The 14316-nt window shown below is 69.5% G+C and carries 13 protein-coding genes; 10 read left to right on the forward strand and 3 right to left on the reverse strand.

Translation table 11 applies throughout. The features are described 5' to 3' along the window. Positions 1–86: 86 nt before the first annotated feature. Positions 87–815, reverse strand: coding sequence for a histidine utilization transcriptional repressor HutC (gene hutC / locus J2850_RS09755; RefSeq protein ID WP_209981057.1), 729 nt, complete (start codon positions 813–815; stop codon positions 87–89). After that, the gene (gene hutI, locus J2850_RS09760; protein ID WP_209981059.1) at positions 812–2095 is read right to left on the reverse strand and encodes an imidazolonepropionase; all 1284 of its coding nucleotides are present in this window, start codon (positions 2093–2095) and stop codon (positions 812–814) included. The genes hutC and hutI overlap by 4 nt, the downstream gene beginning before the upstream one ends. 123 nt (positions 2096–2218) lie before the next feature. On the opposite strand from hutI, the gene J2850_RS09765 reads away from it, so the two are divergent. The 4 genes from J2850_RS09765 (at position 2219) to J2850_RS09780 (ending at position 6728) form a co-directional block, all read left to right on the forward strand. Then, positions 2219–3583, forward strand: a complete 1365-nt coding sequence (locus tag J2850_RS09765; RefSeq protein WP_209981061.1) for a formimidoylglutamate deiminase — start codon at positions 2219–2221, stop codon at positions 3581–3583. Then, entirely contained in the window at positions 3580–5118 is a 1539-nt protein-coding gene (hutH, locus tag J2850_RS09770) for a histidine ammonia-lyase (protein ID WP_209981063.1), read from the forward strand. The genes J2850_RS09765 and hutH overlap by 4 nt, the downstream gene beginning before the upstream one ends. Beyond that, a complete protein-coding gene (gene hutG / locus J2850_RS09775) occupies positions 5115–5930 on the forward strand; it encodes an N-formylglutamate deformylase (protein WP_209981065.1) in 816 nt (271 codons plus the stop codon). Before hutH ends, hutG begins: the two co-directional genes overlap by 4 nt. A gap of 105 nt (positions 5931–6035) precedes the next feature. Continuing rightward, on the forward strand, positions 6036–6728 hold the full coding sequence (locus tag J2850_RS09780; protein ID WP_307354326.1) for a phosphatase PAP2 family protein: 693 nt from the start codon (positions 6036–6038) through the stop codon (positions 6726–6728). Between the two features lie 13 nt (positions 6729–6741). Here J2850_RS09780 and J2850_RS09785 read toward each other — a convergent pair whose 3' ends face one another. Beyond that, the gene (locus J2850_RS09785; protein WP_209981069.1) at positions 6742–7974 is read right to left on the reverse strand and encodes a plasmid replication protein; all 1233 of its coding nucleotides are present in this window, start codon (positions 7972–7974) and stop codon (positions 6742–6744) included. A gap of 787 nt (positions 7975–8761) precedes the next feature. On the opposite strand from J2850_RS09785, the gene J2850_RS09790 reads away from it, so the two are divergent. The 6 genes from J2850_RS09790 (at position 8762) to J2850_RS09815 (ending at position 14174) form a co-directional block, all read left to right on the forward strand. After that, on the forward strand, positions 8762–9691 hold the full coding sequence (locus J2850_RS09790) for a helix-turn-helix domain-containing protein (protein WP_209981071.1): 930 nt from the start codon (positions 8762–8764) through the stop codon (positions 9689–9691). Then, positions 9688–10365: a hypothetical protein gene (locus J2850_RS09795; protein ID WP_209981073.1), complete on the forward strand. Its 678-nt coding sequence runs from the start codon at positions 9688–9690 to the stop codon at positions 10363–10365. Before J2850_RS09790 ends, J2850_RS09795 begins: the two co-directional genes overlap by 4 nt. Positions 10366–10513: 148 nt before the next feature. After that, a complete protein-coding gene (locus tag J2850_RS09800) occupies positions 10514–11176 on the forward strand; it encodes a ParA family protein (RefSeq protein WP_209981074.1) in 663 nt (220 codons plus the stop codon). Then, the gene (locus J2850_RS09805) at positions 11173–11742 is read left to right on the forward strand and encodes a hypothetical protein (RefSeq protein ID WP_209981076.1); all 570 of its coding nucleotides are present in this window, start codon (positions 11173–11175) and stop codon (positions 11740–11742) included. The genes J2850_RS09800 and J2850_RS09805 overlap by 4 nt, the downstream gene beginning before the upstream one ends. 28 nt (positions 11743–11770) lie before the next feature. Then, positions 11771–12682: a LysR family transcriptional regulator gene (locus tag J2850_RS09810; RefSeq protein ID WP_209981078.1), complete on the forward strand. Its 912-nt coding sequence runs from the start codon at positions 11771–11773 to the stop codon at positions 12680–12682. A gap of 148 nt (positions 12683–12830) precedes the next feature. Then, complete coding sequence (locus J2850_RS09815; RefSeq protein WP_209981080.1) at positions 12831–14174, forward strand: ABC transporter substrate-binding protein; 1344 nt, start codon at positions 12831–12833, stop codon at positions 14172–14174. Positions 14175–14316: the final 142 nt, after the last annotated feature.

Raw genomic sequence — 14316 nt, forward strand, 5'->3', positions numbered from 1 at the left:
CCACCCCTACCCTCCCCCGCTTCGCGGGAGAGGGGGTTGAGCGCGGGAGCGGCGGAGGGTTAGGGAGGGGGCGGTGGCGGAAGCCTCTAAGGCGGCGGAAGCTGGAAGCGCGCGCCCAGCCGGTAGCGGCTGCCGGGATGCACCAGCATCGCCACCGTCACCACCCTGCCCTGCGCCCAGGTGCGGCGGGTGACGCGCAGGCAGGGCTCGCTGTCGGGGACGCCGAGCAGGCGGGCGATCTCGGGAGTGGGCGACACCGCTTCGATGACGTGCTCGACCTGCGGCGCCGACTCCACCCGGATCAGGTATTCGCCCGGCGTCTGGCGGGTGAAGTCCTGGTCGAGATAGGCGGGCACCGCCGCCGGGTTCACCCAGCGTTCCTCCAACTGCACCGGCACGTCGTTCTCGCTGTGGACGACGACGGAATGGAACAGCTTCGCCCCGACCGGCAGGTTGAAGCGGCGGGACAGCCCGGCATCGGCGGCGACCGCGAGCAACTGCTCCACCCGGCAGGCATGGACGTTGCCGCGGGCGGCGATCTCGTCGGCGATGCTGCGCAGTTCCACCACGTCGGTGCTGGGCGGCCGTTCGGCGACGAAGGTCCCGAGCCCCTGCACGCGAGTCAGCAGCCCCTCGTCGGTCAGGTCGCGCAGTGCCCGGTGCACGGTCATGCGGCTGACCTGGAACTCCTCCAGCAGCTTGTGTTCCGATGGGATGCGGAACCCCTCCGGCCAGTCGCCCGAGCTGATGCGGCGGCGGATCGTTTCCCGGATCAGGGCATAGCGCGGCTGGGCTGCCGAGATCACGTCGCTCATAGGACGCCCGCCGGGCCCTGCGGCCGGCGCGCGACGCCGCCGTTGACTACCGCCATGCAGGGATTGAGGCCGATGGCGTAGGCCAGCTCCGCCGGATGCTCGATCCGCCAGACCGCGAGGTCGGCGCGCTTGCCGGGCGCCACCACGCCGCGGTCGGAGAGGCCGAGCGCCCGGGCGGCATGCCGGGTGACGCCGGCCAGCGCCTCCGCCGGGGTCAGGCGGAAGAAGGTGCAGCCCATCGACAGCATCAGCAGCAGCGAGCAGACCGGCGAGGTGCCGGGGTTGTTGTCGGTGGACAGTGCCATCGGCACGCCGTGGCGGCGTAGCAGGTCTACCGGCGGCATCCGCGTCTCGCGCAGCGCGTAGAAGGCACCGGGCAGCAGGACCGCCACGGTGCCGGCGGCCGCCATGGCGGCGACGCCGTCCTCGTCCAGATGCTCGATGTGGTCGGCCGACAGGCCGCCGAATTCGGCCACCAGCTTGGCACCGCCGAGGTTGCTGAGCTGTTCGGCATGCAGCTTCACCGGCAGCCCAAGCCGCCGCGCCGTCTCGAACACCCGTCGGGTCTGGGCGACCGAGAAGCCGATGCCCTCGCAGAAGGCGTCGACCGCGTCGGCCAGCCCGGCCTCGGCGATCGCCGGCAGCGTCTCGGCGCACAGGCGATCGATATAGCCGTCGGGATCGCCCTTGAATTCCGGCGGCAGGGCGTGGGCGCCGAGGAAGCTGGTGCGCACCTCCACCGGCCGGACCTGGGCCAGCCGGCGGGCGACGCAGAGCATGCGGGTCTCGGTTTCGGTGTCGAGGCCGTATCCGGACTTCACCTCCACCGTGGTGACGCCTTCGGCAAGCAGGCTGTCCAGCCGCGGCAGCGTGGCGGCGAGCAGCGCCTCCTCGCCGGCGGCGCGGGTGGCGGTCACGGTGGACAGGATGCCGCCGCCGGCCCGCGCGATCTCCTCGTAGGTGGCGCCGTTCAGCCGCATCTCGAATTCGCGGGCACGGTTGCCGCCATAGACGAGGTGGGTGTGGCAGTCGATCAGGCCGGGCGTCATCCAGCCGCCCTGGCCGGAATGGACCTCGGTCGCCAGCGCTTCGGGCAGGTCCGGCAGATCGGCGCGCCGGCCGACGAAGGCGATGCGCCCGTCCTTGATGCCGACCGCGGCATCGGCGACGGCGCCGTAGGCGTCCGCCCCACCCGTCGCCATCCCGTCCATCGTTGCCCCGTCCATCGTTGCGACGGACAGGTCGATCCACAGGGAATCCCACGGCGCACTGGTCGGCATCGGCTCGGCCCTCCCCTCCGGCCCCTCTCCCGGACAGGGACAAGGACATTTCACCCGGCAACCCTCTTGGCAGCAGGTTGCCTATACTTGTATAGTGTTGTCTATAATAGCGAGGGCGCCCTTATGAGCAACCTGTTTTTTGCCTCGGCGCTGCTGCCGGACGGCTGGGCGGAGAACGTGCTTGTCACCACCAACGCCCGCGGCCGCATCGGCGCGGTGACCGCTGGCGCCGCCTGTCCGGCCGATGCGGACCGCTTCGCCGGGACGGCGGTCGCCGGCATCGGCAACCTGCATTCCCACGCCCACCAGCGCGCCATCGCCGGCATGGGCGAGGTGTCGGGCGACGGGTCCGACAGCTTCTGGAGCTGGCGCGAGGTGATGTACCGCGCGCTCGACCGCATGACCCCCGACGATTTCCAGGCGGTGGCCGCCCAGCTTTATGTGGAGACGCTGAAGGCCGGATACACCGCCATCGCCGAATTCCATTATCTGCACCACGACCGCGACGGCAGCGCCTTCTCCGATCCGGCGGAGATGAGCCACCGCGTCGTCGCCGCAGCGCGCGAGGCCGGGTTGCCGGTCACGCTGCTGCCGGTGCTCTACAATGCCTCGGGCTTCGGCGGCACGCCGCCGACCAGCGGGCAGCGCCGCTTCATCAATGACGGGGCGCGGTTCCTGCGGCTGACCGGGGCGCTGCGCGCTGCCTATGGCGGCGATGACGACGTCCGCCTCGGCATCGCGCCGCATTCGCTGCGCGCGGTCCCGGACGCCTTGCTGGGCGAGACGGTCGCCGCCCACCCCGACGGTCCGATCCACATCCACGTCGCCGAGCAGCGCAAGGAGGTCGAGGACTGCCTTGCCCACCACGGCCGCCGCCCGGTGGAGCATCTTCTGGCCACCCAGCCGGTGGACGGCCGCTGGTGCCTGATCCATGCGACCCACATGACCGACACCGAGGTGCGCGGCGTCGCCGCCAGCGGCGCCGTCGCCGGTCTTTGCCTGACGACGGAGGCCAACCTCGGCGACGGCTTCTATGCCGCGGAACGCTATCTGGGGCTGGGCGGGCGCTGGGGAGTCGGCTCGGACAGCCACATCTCGGTGAGCCCGGTGGAGGAACTGCGCTGGCTGGAATACGGCGTGCGGCTGACCAGCGGCCGGCGCACGGTGCTGAGCGGCGGCCCGCGCCGCTCCACCGGACGCCGGCTGGTGGAGGACGCCCAGGCCGGCGGGGCGCAGGCGACCAGCTTCGAGACGGGACGGATCGCCCCCGGCCGGCGCGCCGATATCGTCGTGCTCGACACCGGCCACCCGCTGCTGGCGGCGCGCACGGGCGATGCGCTGCTCGACGGCTGGATCTTCTCCGGCAACGTCCCCCTCGTGAGCGACGTGGTGGTCGCCGGACGCACCGTCGTCCGCGACCGCCGGCACCCGCGCGAGGAGGAGATCGCCGGACGCTTCAAGAAAACCCTTGGGAGACTTCTGGGATGAGCGAGACCATCACTCTGGTTCCGGGCGCTTTGTCGCTCGACACGCTACGCAGCATCTACCGCGGCCGTCCGGCCCTGACGCTCGACCCGGCCGCCTACCCGCGGATGGAGCGCTCGCGTGCCCTGATCGACCGTATCGCCGGCGGGGACGAGGCGGTCTACGGTGTCAACACCGGCTTCGGCAAGCTCGCCCACACCCACATCGCCGCCGCCGACCTGGAGACGCTCCAGCGCAACCTGATCCTGTCGCACGCCACCGGCGTCGGAGCCCCGCTGGCCGACGGCGTGGTGCGACTGATCCTGGTGATCAAGGCGGCGAGCCTTGCCGTCGGCGCCTCCGGCGTCCGCCCGGAACTGGTGGACGCGCTGCTGAAGCTCTATGAGTCCGACGTGCTCCCGGTGGTGCCGGCTAAGGGATCGGTAGGCGCCTCCGGCGATCTGGCACCGCTGGCGCACCTTTGCGGCGTGCTGCTGGGAATCGGCCATGTCCGCTGCGACGGCGAGATCCTGCCGGCCGAGGAGGGCCTGCGCCGCGCCGGCCTGCCGCTGTTCGACCTGAAGGCGAAGGAAGGCCTGGCGCTGATCAACGGCACCCAGGTGTCTACCGGTCTGGCGCTCGCCGGCCTGTTCGAGATCGAACGGGCCTTCAGGGCGGCGCTGGTGGCGGGTGCCCTGTCCGTCGAGGCGGTCAAGGGCAGCCACCGCCCCTTCGACGCCCGCATCAGCGCCCTGCGCGGCCAGCCCGGCCAGATCGCCGTCGCCACCGCCCTCCGCGAGCTGCTGTCCGGCAGCGCGCTGCACGCCAGCCACCAGGGCCCCGACTGCCACCGCGTCCAGGATCCCTACAGCCTGCGCTGCCAGCCCCAGGTGATGGGCGCCGTACTGGACCAGATGCGCCAGGCGGCGCGCACCCTGGTGATCGAGGCCAACGGCGTCACCGACAACCCGCTGGTGCTGGTCGACACCGACGAGGTGCTGTCCGGCGGCAACTTCCATGCCGAGCCAGTGGCGATGGCCGCCGACCAGCTCGCCATCGCGGCGTCCGAGATCGGGGCGCTGGCCGAGCGCCGCATCGCCATGCTGATCGACACCACCATCAGCGGCCTGCCGCCCTTCCTGGTCGCCGAGCCGGGGCTGAACTCCGGCTTCATGATCGCCCATGTCACCGCCGCCGCCCTGGCGTCGGAGAACAAGACGCTGGCCCACCCGGCCAGCGTCGACAGCCTGCCGACCTCGGCCAACCAGGAGGACCATGTCAGCATGGCGACCTTCGCGGCGCGGCGCCTGGGCGACATCGCCGGCAACGTGGCCGACATCGTCGGCATAGAGCTTTTGGCCGCGATTCAGGGCTTGGAGTTCCACCGGCCGCTGAGCAGCTCGTCGCGGCTGGAGCAGGCCATCGCCGTTGTGCGCGCCGCCGTGCCGCGCTACGAGGTCGACCGCTATTTCGCCCCGGACCTGTCCGCCGTCGGCACGCTGGTGCGTGACGGGTCGCTGGACGACCTGATGCCGGTGGCGCTGGAGGAGGCACGATGAGCGACGCGATCTATGACCTGGAGCGGGGCGACGGGCCGCTGGTGATCAGCATGCCCCATTGCGGCACCGCGCTGGCGCCCGGCCTGGCCGGGCGGCTGACCGACGAGGCGCTGACCCTGCGCGACACCGACTGGCACATCCCGCGCCTCTACGGCTTCGCCGGCAGGTACGGTGCCACGCTGCTGAGCGCCCGCTATTCCCGCTACGTCGTCGACCTCAACCGGCCCTCCAGCGGCGAGAGCCTCTATCCGGGGCAGGCGACCACCGGCCTCTGCCCCGACATCCTGTTCGACGGGACGCCGCTCTACCGCGACGGACAGGCGCCCGGCCCCGAAGAGGTCGCCGAGCGGGTCGAGCGCTACTGGCGCCCCTATCACGAGGCGCTGGAGGCCGAACTGGCGCGGGTGAAGGAGCGCCATGGCTTCGCCCTGCTCTACGACGCCCACTCGATCCGCAGCCAGGTGCCGCGGCTGTTCGACGGAAGGCTGCCCGACCTGAATCTCGGCACCGCCCGGCGCACCAGCGCGGACCCGGCGCTGATCGCCGCCGTGGTGGCATCCATGGAACGCGCCGCCGCGGCGGAAGGGTTGACCTGCGTCGCCGACGGCCGCTTCGTCGGCGGCCATATCACCCGCTGCTACGGCCGCCCGGCCGACGGGGTCCACGCGCTGCAGATGGAACTGTCCCAGGACCGCTACATGGACGAGGAGGCGCCGCCCTTCGCCTACCGCCCCGACCGCGCCGAACGGCTGCAGCGGGTGCTGGCAGCGGTGCTCGACGCCTTCACCGGCTGGCGTCCGGCGCAGGGCTGACCCTCCGGGCGGGCGGCGGAACCAGCACCGCCCGCCCGGCGTTCCCCTGCGGCGTCGATGCTGCGGCGCGTCATCGGGGATGACGACCCTGGGGGAACGGACAGCGTGAGCGATATCACCATCGAGAACGGCCGGCACGGCAGGCACGATCATCACGACGACGGCAGCGAGGCCGATGGCCGTGGGGCGGAGAACCGCGGGATCGAGAACGCGGGCGGCGGAATCGGCTACGGCGCCCGCCCGGCTCCAGCGTTGCTTCAACCGGCGCTGGCCGCCATCGACACGCTGGATTCGCAGGTCCACGATACCGTCACCTGCAACCCCGGCGCGGTCAGCCGCGCCCTGGCAATCGCGGGCCATTACGCCATAAAGCGCCACATCCTGATTCCGGGCTTCGCCACCGCCGGAATCCTCGGACTGCTGTTGGATCAGGCGGACCTGCGCCGCGCCGGCAGCGTCGGCGTCGCCGGGCTGGTGGCCACCGCGGCCGCCAGCCGGTCCATCAAGCGCTATGTCAAGCGCCGCCGCCCGGACGAATGCGCCCCACGCCTGAAGCCAGGCTATCGGATCAGCGCGCGGTCCCTGCCCTCCGGCCATGCGGCGAGCGCCTTCGCCGCGGCGACCGCGCTCGCATCGGTCAGCACATCGCCGGTGCAAAGCGCGCTGATCTATGGCGGAGCGGTGGCACTGGCGAGCGGGCGCGTGGTCCGGCATCGCCATTGGGCTTCCGACGTGGTGGCCGGCGCCCTGCTCGGCACGGCGGTCACCCTGCTTGCCAGAAGCCTCCTGCCGCGCTGACGCCGTCCGCCGTCTATTTCTTGGGAAGGGGCAAAGCGGCCTGTGCCGGTCCCGCGGGATCGGCCAGCCGCTTGGCCCGCTTGTTGCGAACCTCCGCCACCTCTCCGGCCTTCAGCGGAACAAACCCGTCGGGACGCAGGGCGTTGCCGACGATCTGCTTGAGCAGGTCGATGTTGGTGGTCTGGACCCGCCGGCCCCGCCGCACCTGATCCAGGAACTTGGCCGAGGGTGTCAGCACATAATCGATGGCGTCGATGCGCTTGCCGACCTTGGTGTATTCCTTGTCGGCAACGTCGAGGATCCCCTCCTCCACCAGCGCGTCGACGGCAGCGGTGACGACCCGCAGGGTGTCGCGGCGTCGCGACCATTCGTTCATGCCGCTGTTCTTGATGATCTCGTCGGCACTGATGGAGACCGGCTTGGCCTCGTCGTCGGCGGTGTCGTATTCGATGGAGAGACGGTTGTAGAGCCAGCGCGAGACCGGCGACTTCAGCTTCATCAGCCAGGCGTAGGAAACCGGCTTGAACTCCAGGTCGCGGATCGCGGCGGAGACCAGCGGGTTGAACTCCAGGTAGGTTTCCTCCACACCGCCGTCCTCGTCGACCAGATCCGGGCGCGAACGGATCGCCAGCACCGGGAAGGCGGTGGATTCCAGCAGGTTCTGCCCGCGGCTCTTCTTGCCCGGCTCGGCGCTGCCGCCGGTGGAGATGATGATGCGCGAGCGGGCGAGGATGGTCAGGGACTCGCGGATGTCCTGGATCGACAGGGTGTGGTTGACCGCCCGCAGTTCCCTCTGGATCTCGTAGAGGCTGAAGCGCATCTGCACCTTGTCGCGGTTCTCCCCGGTCAGCGACAGGCGGGAGCGGTCCATGGCGAGGCGGCGGACGACCTGCTCCACCACCTGCTCGCGCTCGGACGGGAAGATCTCCACCTCCACCAGATCCGGGCCGGCCCCCGGTGCGCGGTCGTCCTTCTTCACCGGGCTCAGCCGGTCGATACGGGCCGGCTGCACCGTCAGGCGGTAATTGCGGCCTCGGAAGGCGAACTCCCGCCGCACCGACTTGATGAAGTTGTCCTTGGTGACCACCTCGCCCTTGTCCCGGCCCACCTTCTCCTTGTCGTTGTCGCGCGATACGAAGACGAAGCGCGGAGCAAGATCATAGAGAGCGATCAGGTGGGACTGCGAACGGTCTTCCAGCTCGAACAGGATGAGCTGCGCGGCGCTGGTCGGGGCCATCTTGGACATGAAACTCTCCGAAGGTCGGGAGTAACCATGGCGCGCGCGGCCCCCCGGCGCAACCAAGCCCGGAGAAATTACCGCATCAGGGGTGGAGCGACAGCCCGCGATGGTGGAGTTCTTCCCCGCGATGATGGAGCGACTGCCCGCGGTTATGGAGCAGGAGCCCGCGATTGCGCCGTCACACCGGCCCACGACCCCCGCCGCACGGTATCTCCACGGAGAATCGGGCAGAATCGGCGTTCGCGCCGGCGGCCAAACGCGGGCTGTCGCTCTATAGACGTCCGGCGGACAGGCGCAATGCGTCGCGGCATCGGGAAAGCGCCGGTTTCGCAGGGTCCGCGTGGCGGGGATCACCGCGTTCTGTTGCCGGGCAGCCCTCCCGACGCCATCGCCCAGGCGCGGGCATATGCCGGTGCTCCCTGTGTTCCGGCCGGCGGAAATCGCGCATTCCCAACGGTTTGACGGCGTGAGGATCGTCCTGAGCCCTGCCAATCCTTCGTCCTGTCAATGGGAGGGGTGGAGATCGCGGGCTGCCGCTCCATGCCGCTGGGTCGGCAATCGCGGGCTATCGCTCCATGATCGCGGCCAAAGACGCCAGGAGTCCGATTCGCCGGCGCAACGCGGGCTGCCGCTCCATGGTCGCGGGCTCGGGCTTCAGGATCGCGAGCTGTCACTGATCAAACGCGGGCCGGGGCTCCATGGAGTGCGAGCCCGCGATTCGACTCTGCCGCGGACCGCTCCGAATCCTGCGGGTCAATCGTGACCGCGCACAGGCGGAGGAGATTCCCGGGCAATGACCGACAGGACCAACAATCCGAACCGCTGGGGCCGCATTCCGGCCTGGTGGCTCGACCATCCGCAGCTCGATGCCGACGGGCTGGCCGTATTGGCCGCGCTCAGCACCTATGCCGACGAGACCGGCGTGTGCTGGCCGTCGCAGGCGACGCTCGCCACCAAGCTGAAACGCAGCCGGCCGACCGTCAACCGGATCGTCGGACGGCTGGAGGCGCTGGGACTGCTGACGGTCGAGCATCGCCGCTCGGCGAACGGTGGGCGCCTGAGCTGCCGCTACCGTCTCGCCTTCGCCAACCACACGCCGACCGAGACGGCTGCCGAGGCGTCTCCCCGGCGATGTGCGGAGCCCGGCGCCGCGCGAGAACCGCATGGCCGTCCAGGGATGGACATCCCCGCTGACTCAGGAACGGACTCCCCCCGTTCACCGGCGAGTCAGGAACAGCCTGAACCTGAACAGATTCCGGACCCGCAACGCGAACGCCCGTACAGGGATCGATCACGAGGAGCGGAGGTTCCGAACGCTGCCGCACCTCCGGCCATCCCGGTGGCCGAGGACTGGCAACCCTCCGACCAGGACCGCCGATGGGCCAGCGAACGGTTTCCCGCCGTTGACGTCGCCGGCCATGCCGAGCGCTTCGTCCAGCAGTGCCGGGCCCATGGCTACCGCTACCGTGACACCGCCGCCGCTTGGCGGTCATGGCTGCTCAAGGACATGACGCAACACGGCGTGGCACCGCCGTCCGGGTCCGCCCGGCACAAGGCCGGCCGGCCGGCTGCCGCAGTCCCCCTGTTCGCCGGTCGCCCTGTCGCCGCGGCCGAACAGCGCCTGTCCGCATGGGCCAACGTCGCCGCCCGGCTGAACGGCGGATCCACCGCCCCGACCGCCCCAACGCCTCGTCCCACTTCCCACCCGTGGGGGATCGCATGACCAATCTTCATCCATTTCCCGGCCCGAACGTTGCGCCGGCCGCCGCACCCCTGCCCCTGCCCTTCGATCCGGCGATGGCCCCCATGCTGCGCAGCCGGATGCTACGCGAGGCGCTGCCTCCGTCGCTTCAGCGGCTCCTCGACCAGGGCCGGGTGGTCCGTCGCAGCCGCTTCACCGACGATGGGTTCACCGACGTCGCCGAGGATTGGATCCCGCCGGCTGAGGTGGCCGCCCGCGATGCGGCCATGGCCCGGCGTGCCCTGGCTGAGCTCGAAGACCTCGTTCTTGCTCCCGCGCCGCCAAACCATCTGCTCGGCCGCGTCCTTGCGCTGCTGAGCCACTACCCGGCGAAGGCGACAACGCCGGAGGTGGAGCAATTGCTCGCGATGGACTGGGCGGACGATCTCGGCGAGTTTCCCGCCTGGGCGATCGACCAGGCCGCCCGCCTGTGGCGCCGCAGCCGCAAATGGCGGCCGAGCATCGCCGAAATACGTGCACTGTGCGAAGAGGCCTGCGCGGGAGAGCGGGCGCTCGCTGATCGCCTGCGGGCGATCGCCCTGGCCGGGGATCGGACGGGAGGACTGACCGGACCCGTCACAGGATCCGGGCGCGGCATGGCCGGCCGGCCGGCCGTCGCGCCAGTGCTGGCGTCGGCAGTGCGACGCCTCCGATGACATGCGCGGGTCTGTCTTATATGTTGGGTCGTGTGACCGGAACGCCACCCTCCGGTGCCGCTGCGAAGCTAAGACATGTCTTAGGTTTGCGCCTTCGCCGCGCTTTGGTAAAAGACGGCGACAGCAGATGGTGAGAAGGGGCACGACGATGGCCAACGTCACGGGACATGGCCCGGTGAAACGCTTGCTGGTCAACGGCCCGAAAGGGGGGATCGGCAAGACGACGCTGAGCCGCAACATCGCGGTTGCGGCGGCGCTTGATGGCTGCACCGTCGCCACGCTCGACCTGGATCCCCAGCGCAGCCTGACGAAATGGTTCGCCAAGCGTCCGGACGGGATGGCACCGATCACGCATTTCGAGGCCGGCATGACGTCGGCAGACATCCGCGATGCCCTGAGCGGCATCGACGATTTCGACCTGCTGGTGATCGACACGCCGCCGTCGATCGAAGACCATCCCGAGGAGTTCAAGCTGCTGGCTTTGTCGTCGGACCTGATTGTGGTGCCGACCGGGCAATCCGACGACGACCTGGATTCGGTCCGGCCGTGGATGCGCTTCGTCCGCCGCTATGGCAAGAACGCCGCCTTCGTGATGAACCGCGTGAAGCCGCGCACCCGGGGCTTCACCGAAGCGCAGCGCAGGCTGCTGGGGGATGGGCGGATCTGCCCGGTCGAAGTGCCCGACTACGAGGACATCCAGTTCACCGCCGGACGCGGGCTGGGACTGCTGGAGCTGAAAGGCGGCAAGGGCATCGAGCACATGGCCGGGGTCTGGGCTTTCGTCCGTCACGAACTGGAGCTGGCGCAATGAGCGGGTTCAAGCAGGTTTCCAAGGCGCAGGCACGCCGCCACATCGCCGTCGACGAGCGTATCGAGCGGATGGCCGAAGCGCCGATCGAACTGCTGCGGCGTGAGGAGTTCGTCCAGGAGATCTCGACCCTCTGGCGAAGCGCCCAGGAGAAGTTCCTGCTGATCGGCCGTTACCTGGTCCAGGCGAGGCTGCGGCTGGCGCATGGCGAGTTCCAGGCGATGGTGGAGAATGAACTGCCCTTCGGCTATCAGGTCGCCTACCAGCTCCGCATGGTGGCGGAGGCGGTCGACAGCGGCCGGCTGCCGGAGGCCCGCCTGCCGCCGAGCTATGCCACCGTCTACCAGTTGGCCACGCTGAACAGCGAACAGCTCCGCCTGGCCGATCAAAGCAACCTGATCCGCCCGGACGTGACCCGGCCCGAGATCGTCCGCTTCAAGCGCGATCTGCGCAGCAGGACCATCGACCATGTCAGCCGGCGCGAAGCGCTGGAGATCGAGCGCGACCGCCTGCGCGACAGGCTGGCGGTGGTCGAGGCGGAACTGGCCGCTCTGGAAGACCGGCGCTAGGGTCCGGCGATACGGCGAGGAGGGTGGCATGCTGGACCTCAAATCGCTGGAAATCTTCGTCTGGACCATGAGGCTCGGCGGTTACCGGCGGGCGGCCGAGCGGTTGAACACCACCCAGCCGGCGGTCTCCGCCCGGATCGCCCAGCTCCAGGACGAGTTGGGCGTGCCGCTGTTCGAGCGGGTCGGGCGGCGGGTCGCCCCCACGCCGCAGGCGATGATCCTGCTGACCTACGCCGAGAAGATGCTGGCGCTCCGTGCCGAGCTGATGAGTGCCGTGGCGGACCGCAGCGCCATCCGCAGCGTCATCCGGCTGGGCGTGGCGGAGACGGTGGTCCACACCTGGCTCAGCCGCCTGATCGAGCGGCTGAACGCGCTCTATCCGGCGGTCTCGCTGGAGATCGAGGTTGAAACGTCCCCCAATCTTCGCGACGCCCTGGCGCGTCATGAGATCGAGGTGGCGGTGATGCTCGCTTCCTATACCGACATCCGGTTCCGGGCTGTGCCGGTCGGCAGCTACCCTCTGGGATGGGTGGCGAGCCCGTCCCTGGACCTGCCGGCCGAGCCGGTCTCGCTGGCCGACCTTGCGGCTTGGCCGATCATCACCTTTTCACGCACCACCCAACCCTACGGGGTGATCCGCGAGATGTTCTCCGCCGTCGGGCTGTCGGTGCGGATGTTCGGCAACAGCTCGCTCGCCAGCGTGGTGCGCATGGCGGTCGACGCCGTGGGCGTCAGCGTCATCCCCACGGTGATCGTCCAGCGCGAGTTGGCGGAAGGGCGGCTGCGGCTGATCCGGTCGCAGGCGCCGCTGCCGGGGATGACCTTCTGCGCCGCCTATTCCGCCAACGCGGGAAACCACATGGCCTCCATTGTCGCCGACCTCGCGGTACAGGTGGCCGCCGACTATCAGGCGGAGGCAGGGCTGGCAACGGGCGATTGATAGCATTCCGTTATCATTGCAGATCAAAACATACGATTGGACGGCCTCAATACTGTTCGTGTCATCATCCTCTCAGCAGGCGCATCCATCCAGCCGCAAAGGCAGGCGCCGCAAGCCGACAGTGGCACTGAACAAAGGAGATTTCACGATGCGGTTCGCGGACGCGAATTCCGAACCCACCGGCACGCCCTCCACCTCCCGTCCGGTCACACGCCGTCGGACCATGGCGCGCCTGCTCGGCGTCGCGGCGCTGCTGGCGACCACGGCACTCGGCGGCCTGGGCATCGGCGCCGCGCCGGCCCGTGCGGAGGACGAGATCCGGATCGGCGTCATCTATCCGCTGACCGGTGCCGCGGCATCGACCGGGGTGGAGCTGAAGGCGGCCGCGGAACTGGCCGCGGCGATCATCAACAAGGAGATCCCGGCCCCGGCCGGGCTGGTGGCCGGCGTCGGCATGCCGCACATGAAGGGCGCCAAGATCCGGCTGGTCTTCGGCGACCACCAGGGGAACCCGCAGGTCGGAGCCACCGAGGCCGAGCGCCTGATCACCAGCGAGAAGGTGGCGGCACTCGCCGGGGCCTATTTCTCCAACGTCACCGCCACCGCCAGCCAGGTCGCCGAACGCTACGGCGTCCCCTTCCTCAACGGTGAATCCTCTTCCGCCACGCTGACCCAGCGGCACTTCAAATGGTTCTTCCGCACCACGCCGCATGACGACCTGTTCGTCACCAACTTCTTCACCTTCCTGGAGGACATGGAGAAGAAGACCGGTGACAAGCTGCGCACCGTCGGGCTGTTCAACGAGAACACGCTCTGGGGCAACGAGACGACCAAGCTGCAGGTCAAGCTGGCCGCCGACCGCAAGTTCGACATCGCCGAGAAGATCGTCTACCCGGCCAAGACCACGCAGATGACCTCCGAGGTCCAACGCCTCAAGGCGTCCAAGCCTGCGGTCATCATGCAGTCGAGCTATCTCGGCGATGCCATCCTGTCGATGAAGACCTACAAGGAGCTCGGCTTCCTGCCGAAGATGCTGCTGGCCAACGATGCCGGCTTCAACGACAGCGAGTTCCTGAAGACGATGGGCAAGGACGGCGAGTTCGTCATCAGCCGCGAGGTCTGGGCGCTCGACCAAGCCGACCGCAATCCGCTGATCCGCCAAGTCAACGACCTGATGAAGCAGCGCAGCGGCGTCGACTTCAACGGCAACTCCGCCCGCGCCTTCACCGCCATCGCCGTCCTGGCCGACGCCATCGACCGCGCCGGCGCCACCACGCCCGACGCCATCCGCAAGGCCCTGCAGGAGACCGACATCCCCGCAACGGGCCTGATCATGCCGTGGAAGGGCGTGAAGTTCGACGCCGACGGCCAGAACGAGTTGGGCCAGGGGCTGATCGTCCAGGTGCAGAACGGGCAGTATGCGACGGTGTGGCCCTTCGACGTGGCGACCAAGCCGGTCGTCTACCCCATGCCCGCCTGGGATGGCCGCTGACGCGCCATCCTCTCCAGCACGGGCGATGACGGATCGTTCCCTCTCCCGGCATGGGAGAGGAGGGGCACCGACGGCATCGGGGAACGCATCGACGCCCCCGAACCCCGCCTCGCACCGGCCCGGCCGCGCTGCGGCATTCCCC

Origin of the sequence: Azospirillum picis (assembly GCF_017876115.1) — a bacterium.
Taxonomy (GTDB): Bacteria; Pseudomonadota; Alphaproteobacteria; order Azospirillales; family Azospirillaceae; genus Azospirillum; species Azospirillum picis.

Excerpts from the sequence above, each read along its gene's own strand:
- J2850_RS09795 (WP_209981073.1), top strand. The coding sequence starts at position 9,688 with ATGACCAATCTTCATCCATTTCCCGGCCCGAACGTTGCGCCGGCCGCC.
- J2850_RS09800 (WP_209981074.1), top strand. The coding sequence starts at position 10,514 with ATGGCCAACGTCACGGGACATGGCCCGGTGAAACGCTTGCTGGTCAAC.
- J2850_RS09785 (WP_209981069.1), bottom strand. The coding sequence starts at position 7,974 with ATGTCCAAGATGGCCCCGACCAGCGCCGCGCAGCTCATCCTGTTCGAG.
- J2850_RS09765 (WP_209981061.1), top strand. The coding sequence starts at position 2,219 with ATGAGCAACCTGTTTTTTGCCTCGGCGCTGCTGCCGGACGGCTGGGCG.
- J2850_RS09815 (WP_209981080.1), top strand. The coding sequence starts at position 12,831 with ATGCGGTTCGCGGACGCGAATTCCGAACCCACCGGCACGCCCTCCACC.
- hutC (WP_209981057.1), bottom strand. The coding sequence starts at position 815 with ATGAGCGACGTGATCTCGGCAGCCCAGCCGCGCTATGCCCTGATCCGG.
- hutI (WP_209981059.1), bottom strand. The coding sequence starts at position 2,095 with ATGCCGACCAGTGCGCCGTGGGATTCCCTGTGGATCGACCTGTCCGTC.
- hutH (WP_209981063.1), top strand. The coding sequence starts at position 3,580 with ATGAGCGAGACCATCACTCTGGTTCCGGGCGCTTTGTCGCTCGACACG.
- J2850_RS09790 (WP_209981071.1), top strand. The coding sequence starts at position 8,762 with ATGACCGACAGGACCAACAATCCGAACCGCTGGGGCCGCATTCCGGCC.
- J2850_RS09810 (WP_209981078.1), top strand. The coding sequence starts at position 11,771 with ATGCTGGACCTCAAATCGCTGGAAATCTTCGTCTGGACCATGAGGCTC.
- J2850_RS09805 (WP_209981076.1), top strand. The coding sequence starts at position 11,173 with ATGAGCGGGTTCAAGCAGGTTTCCAAGGCGCAGGCACGCCGCCACATC.
- hutG (WP_209981065.1), top strand. The coding sequence starts at position 5,115 with ATGAGCGACGCGATCTATGACCTGGAGCGGGGCGACGGGCCGCTGGTG.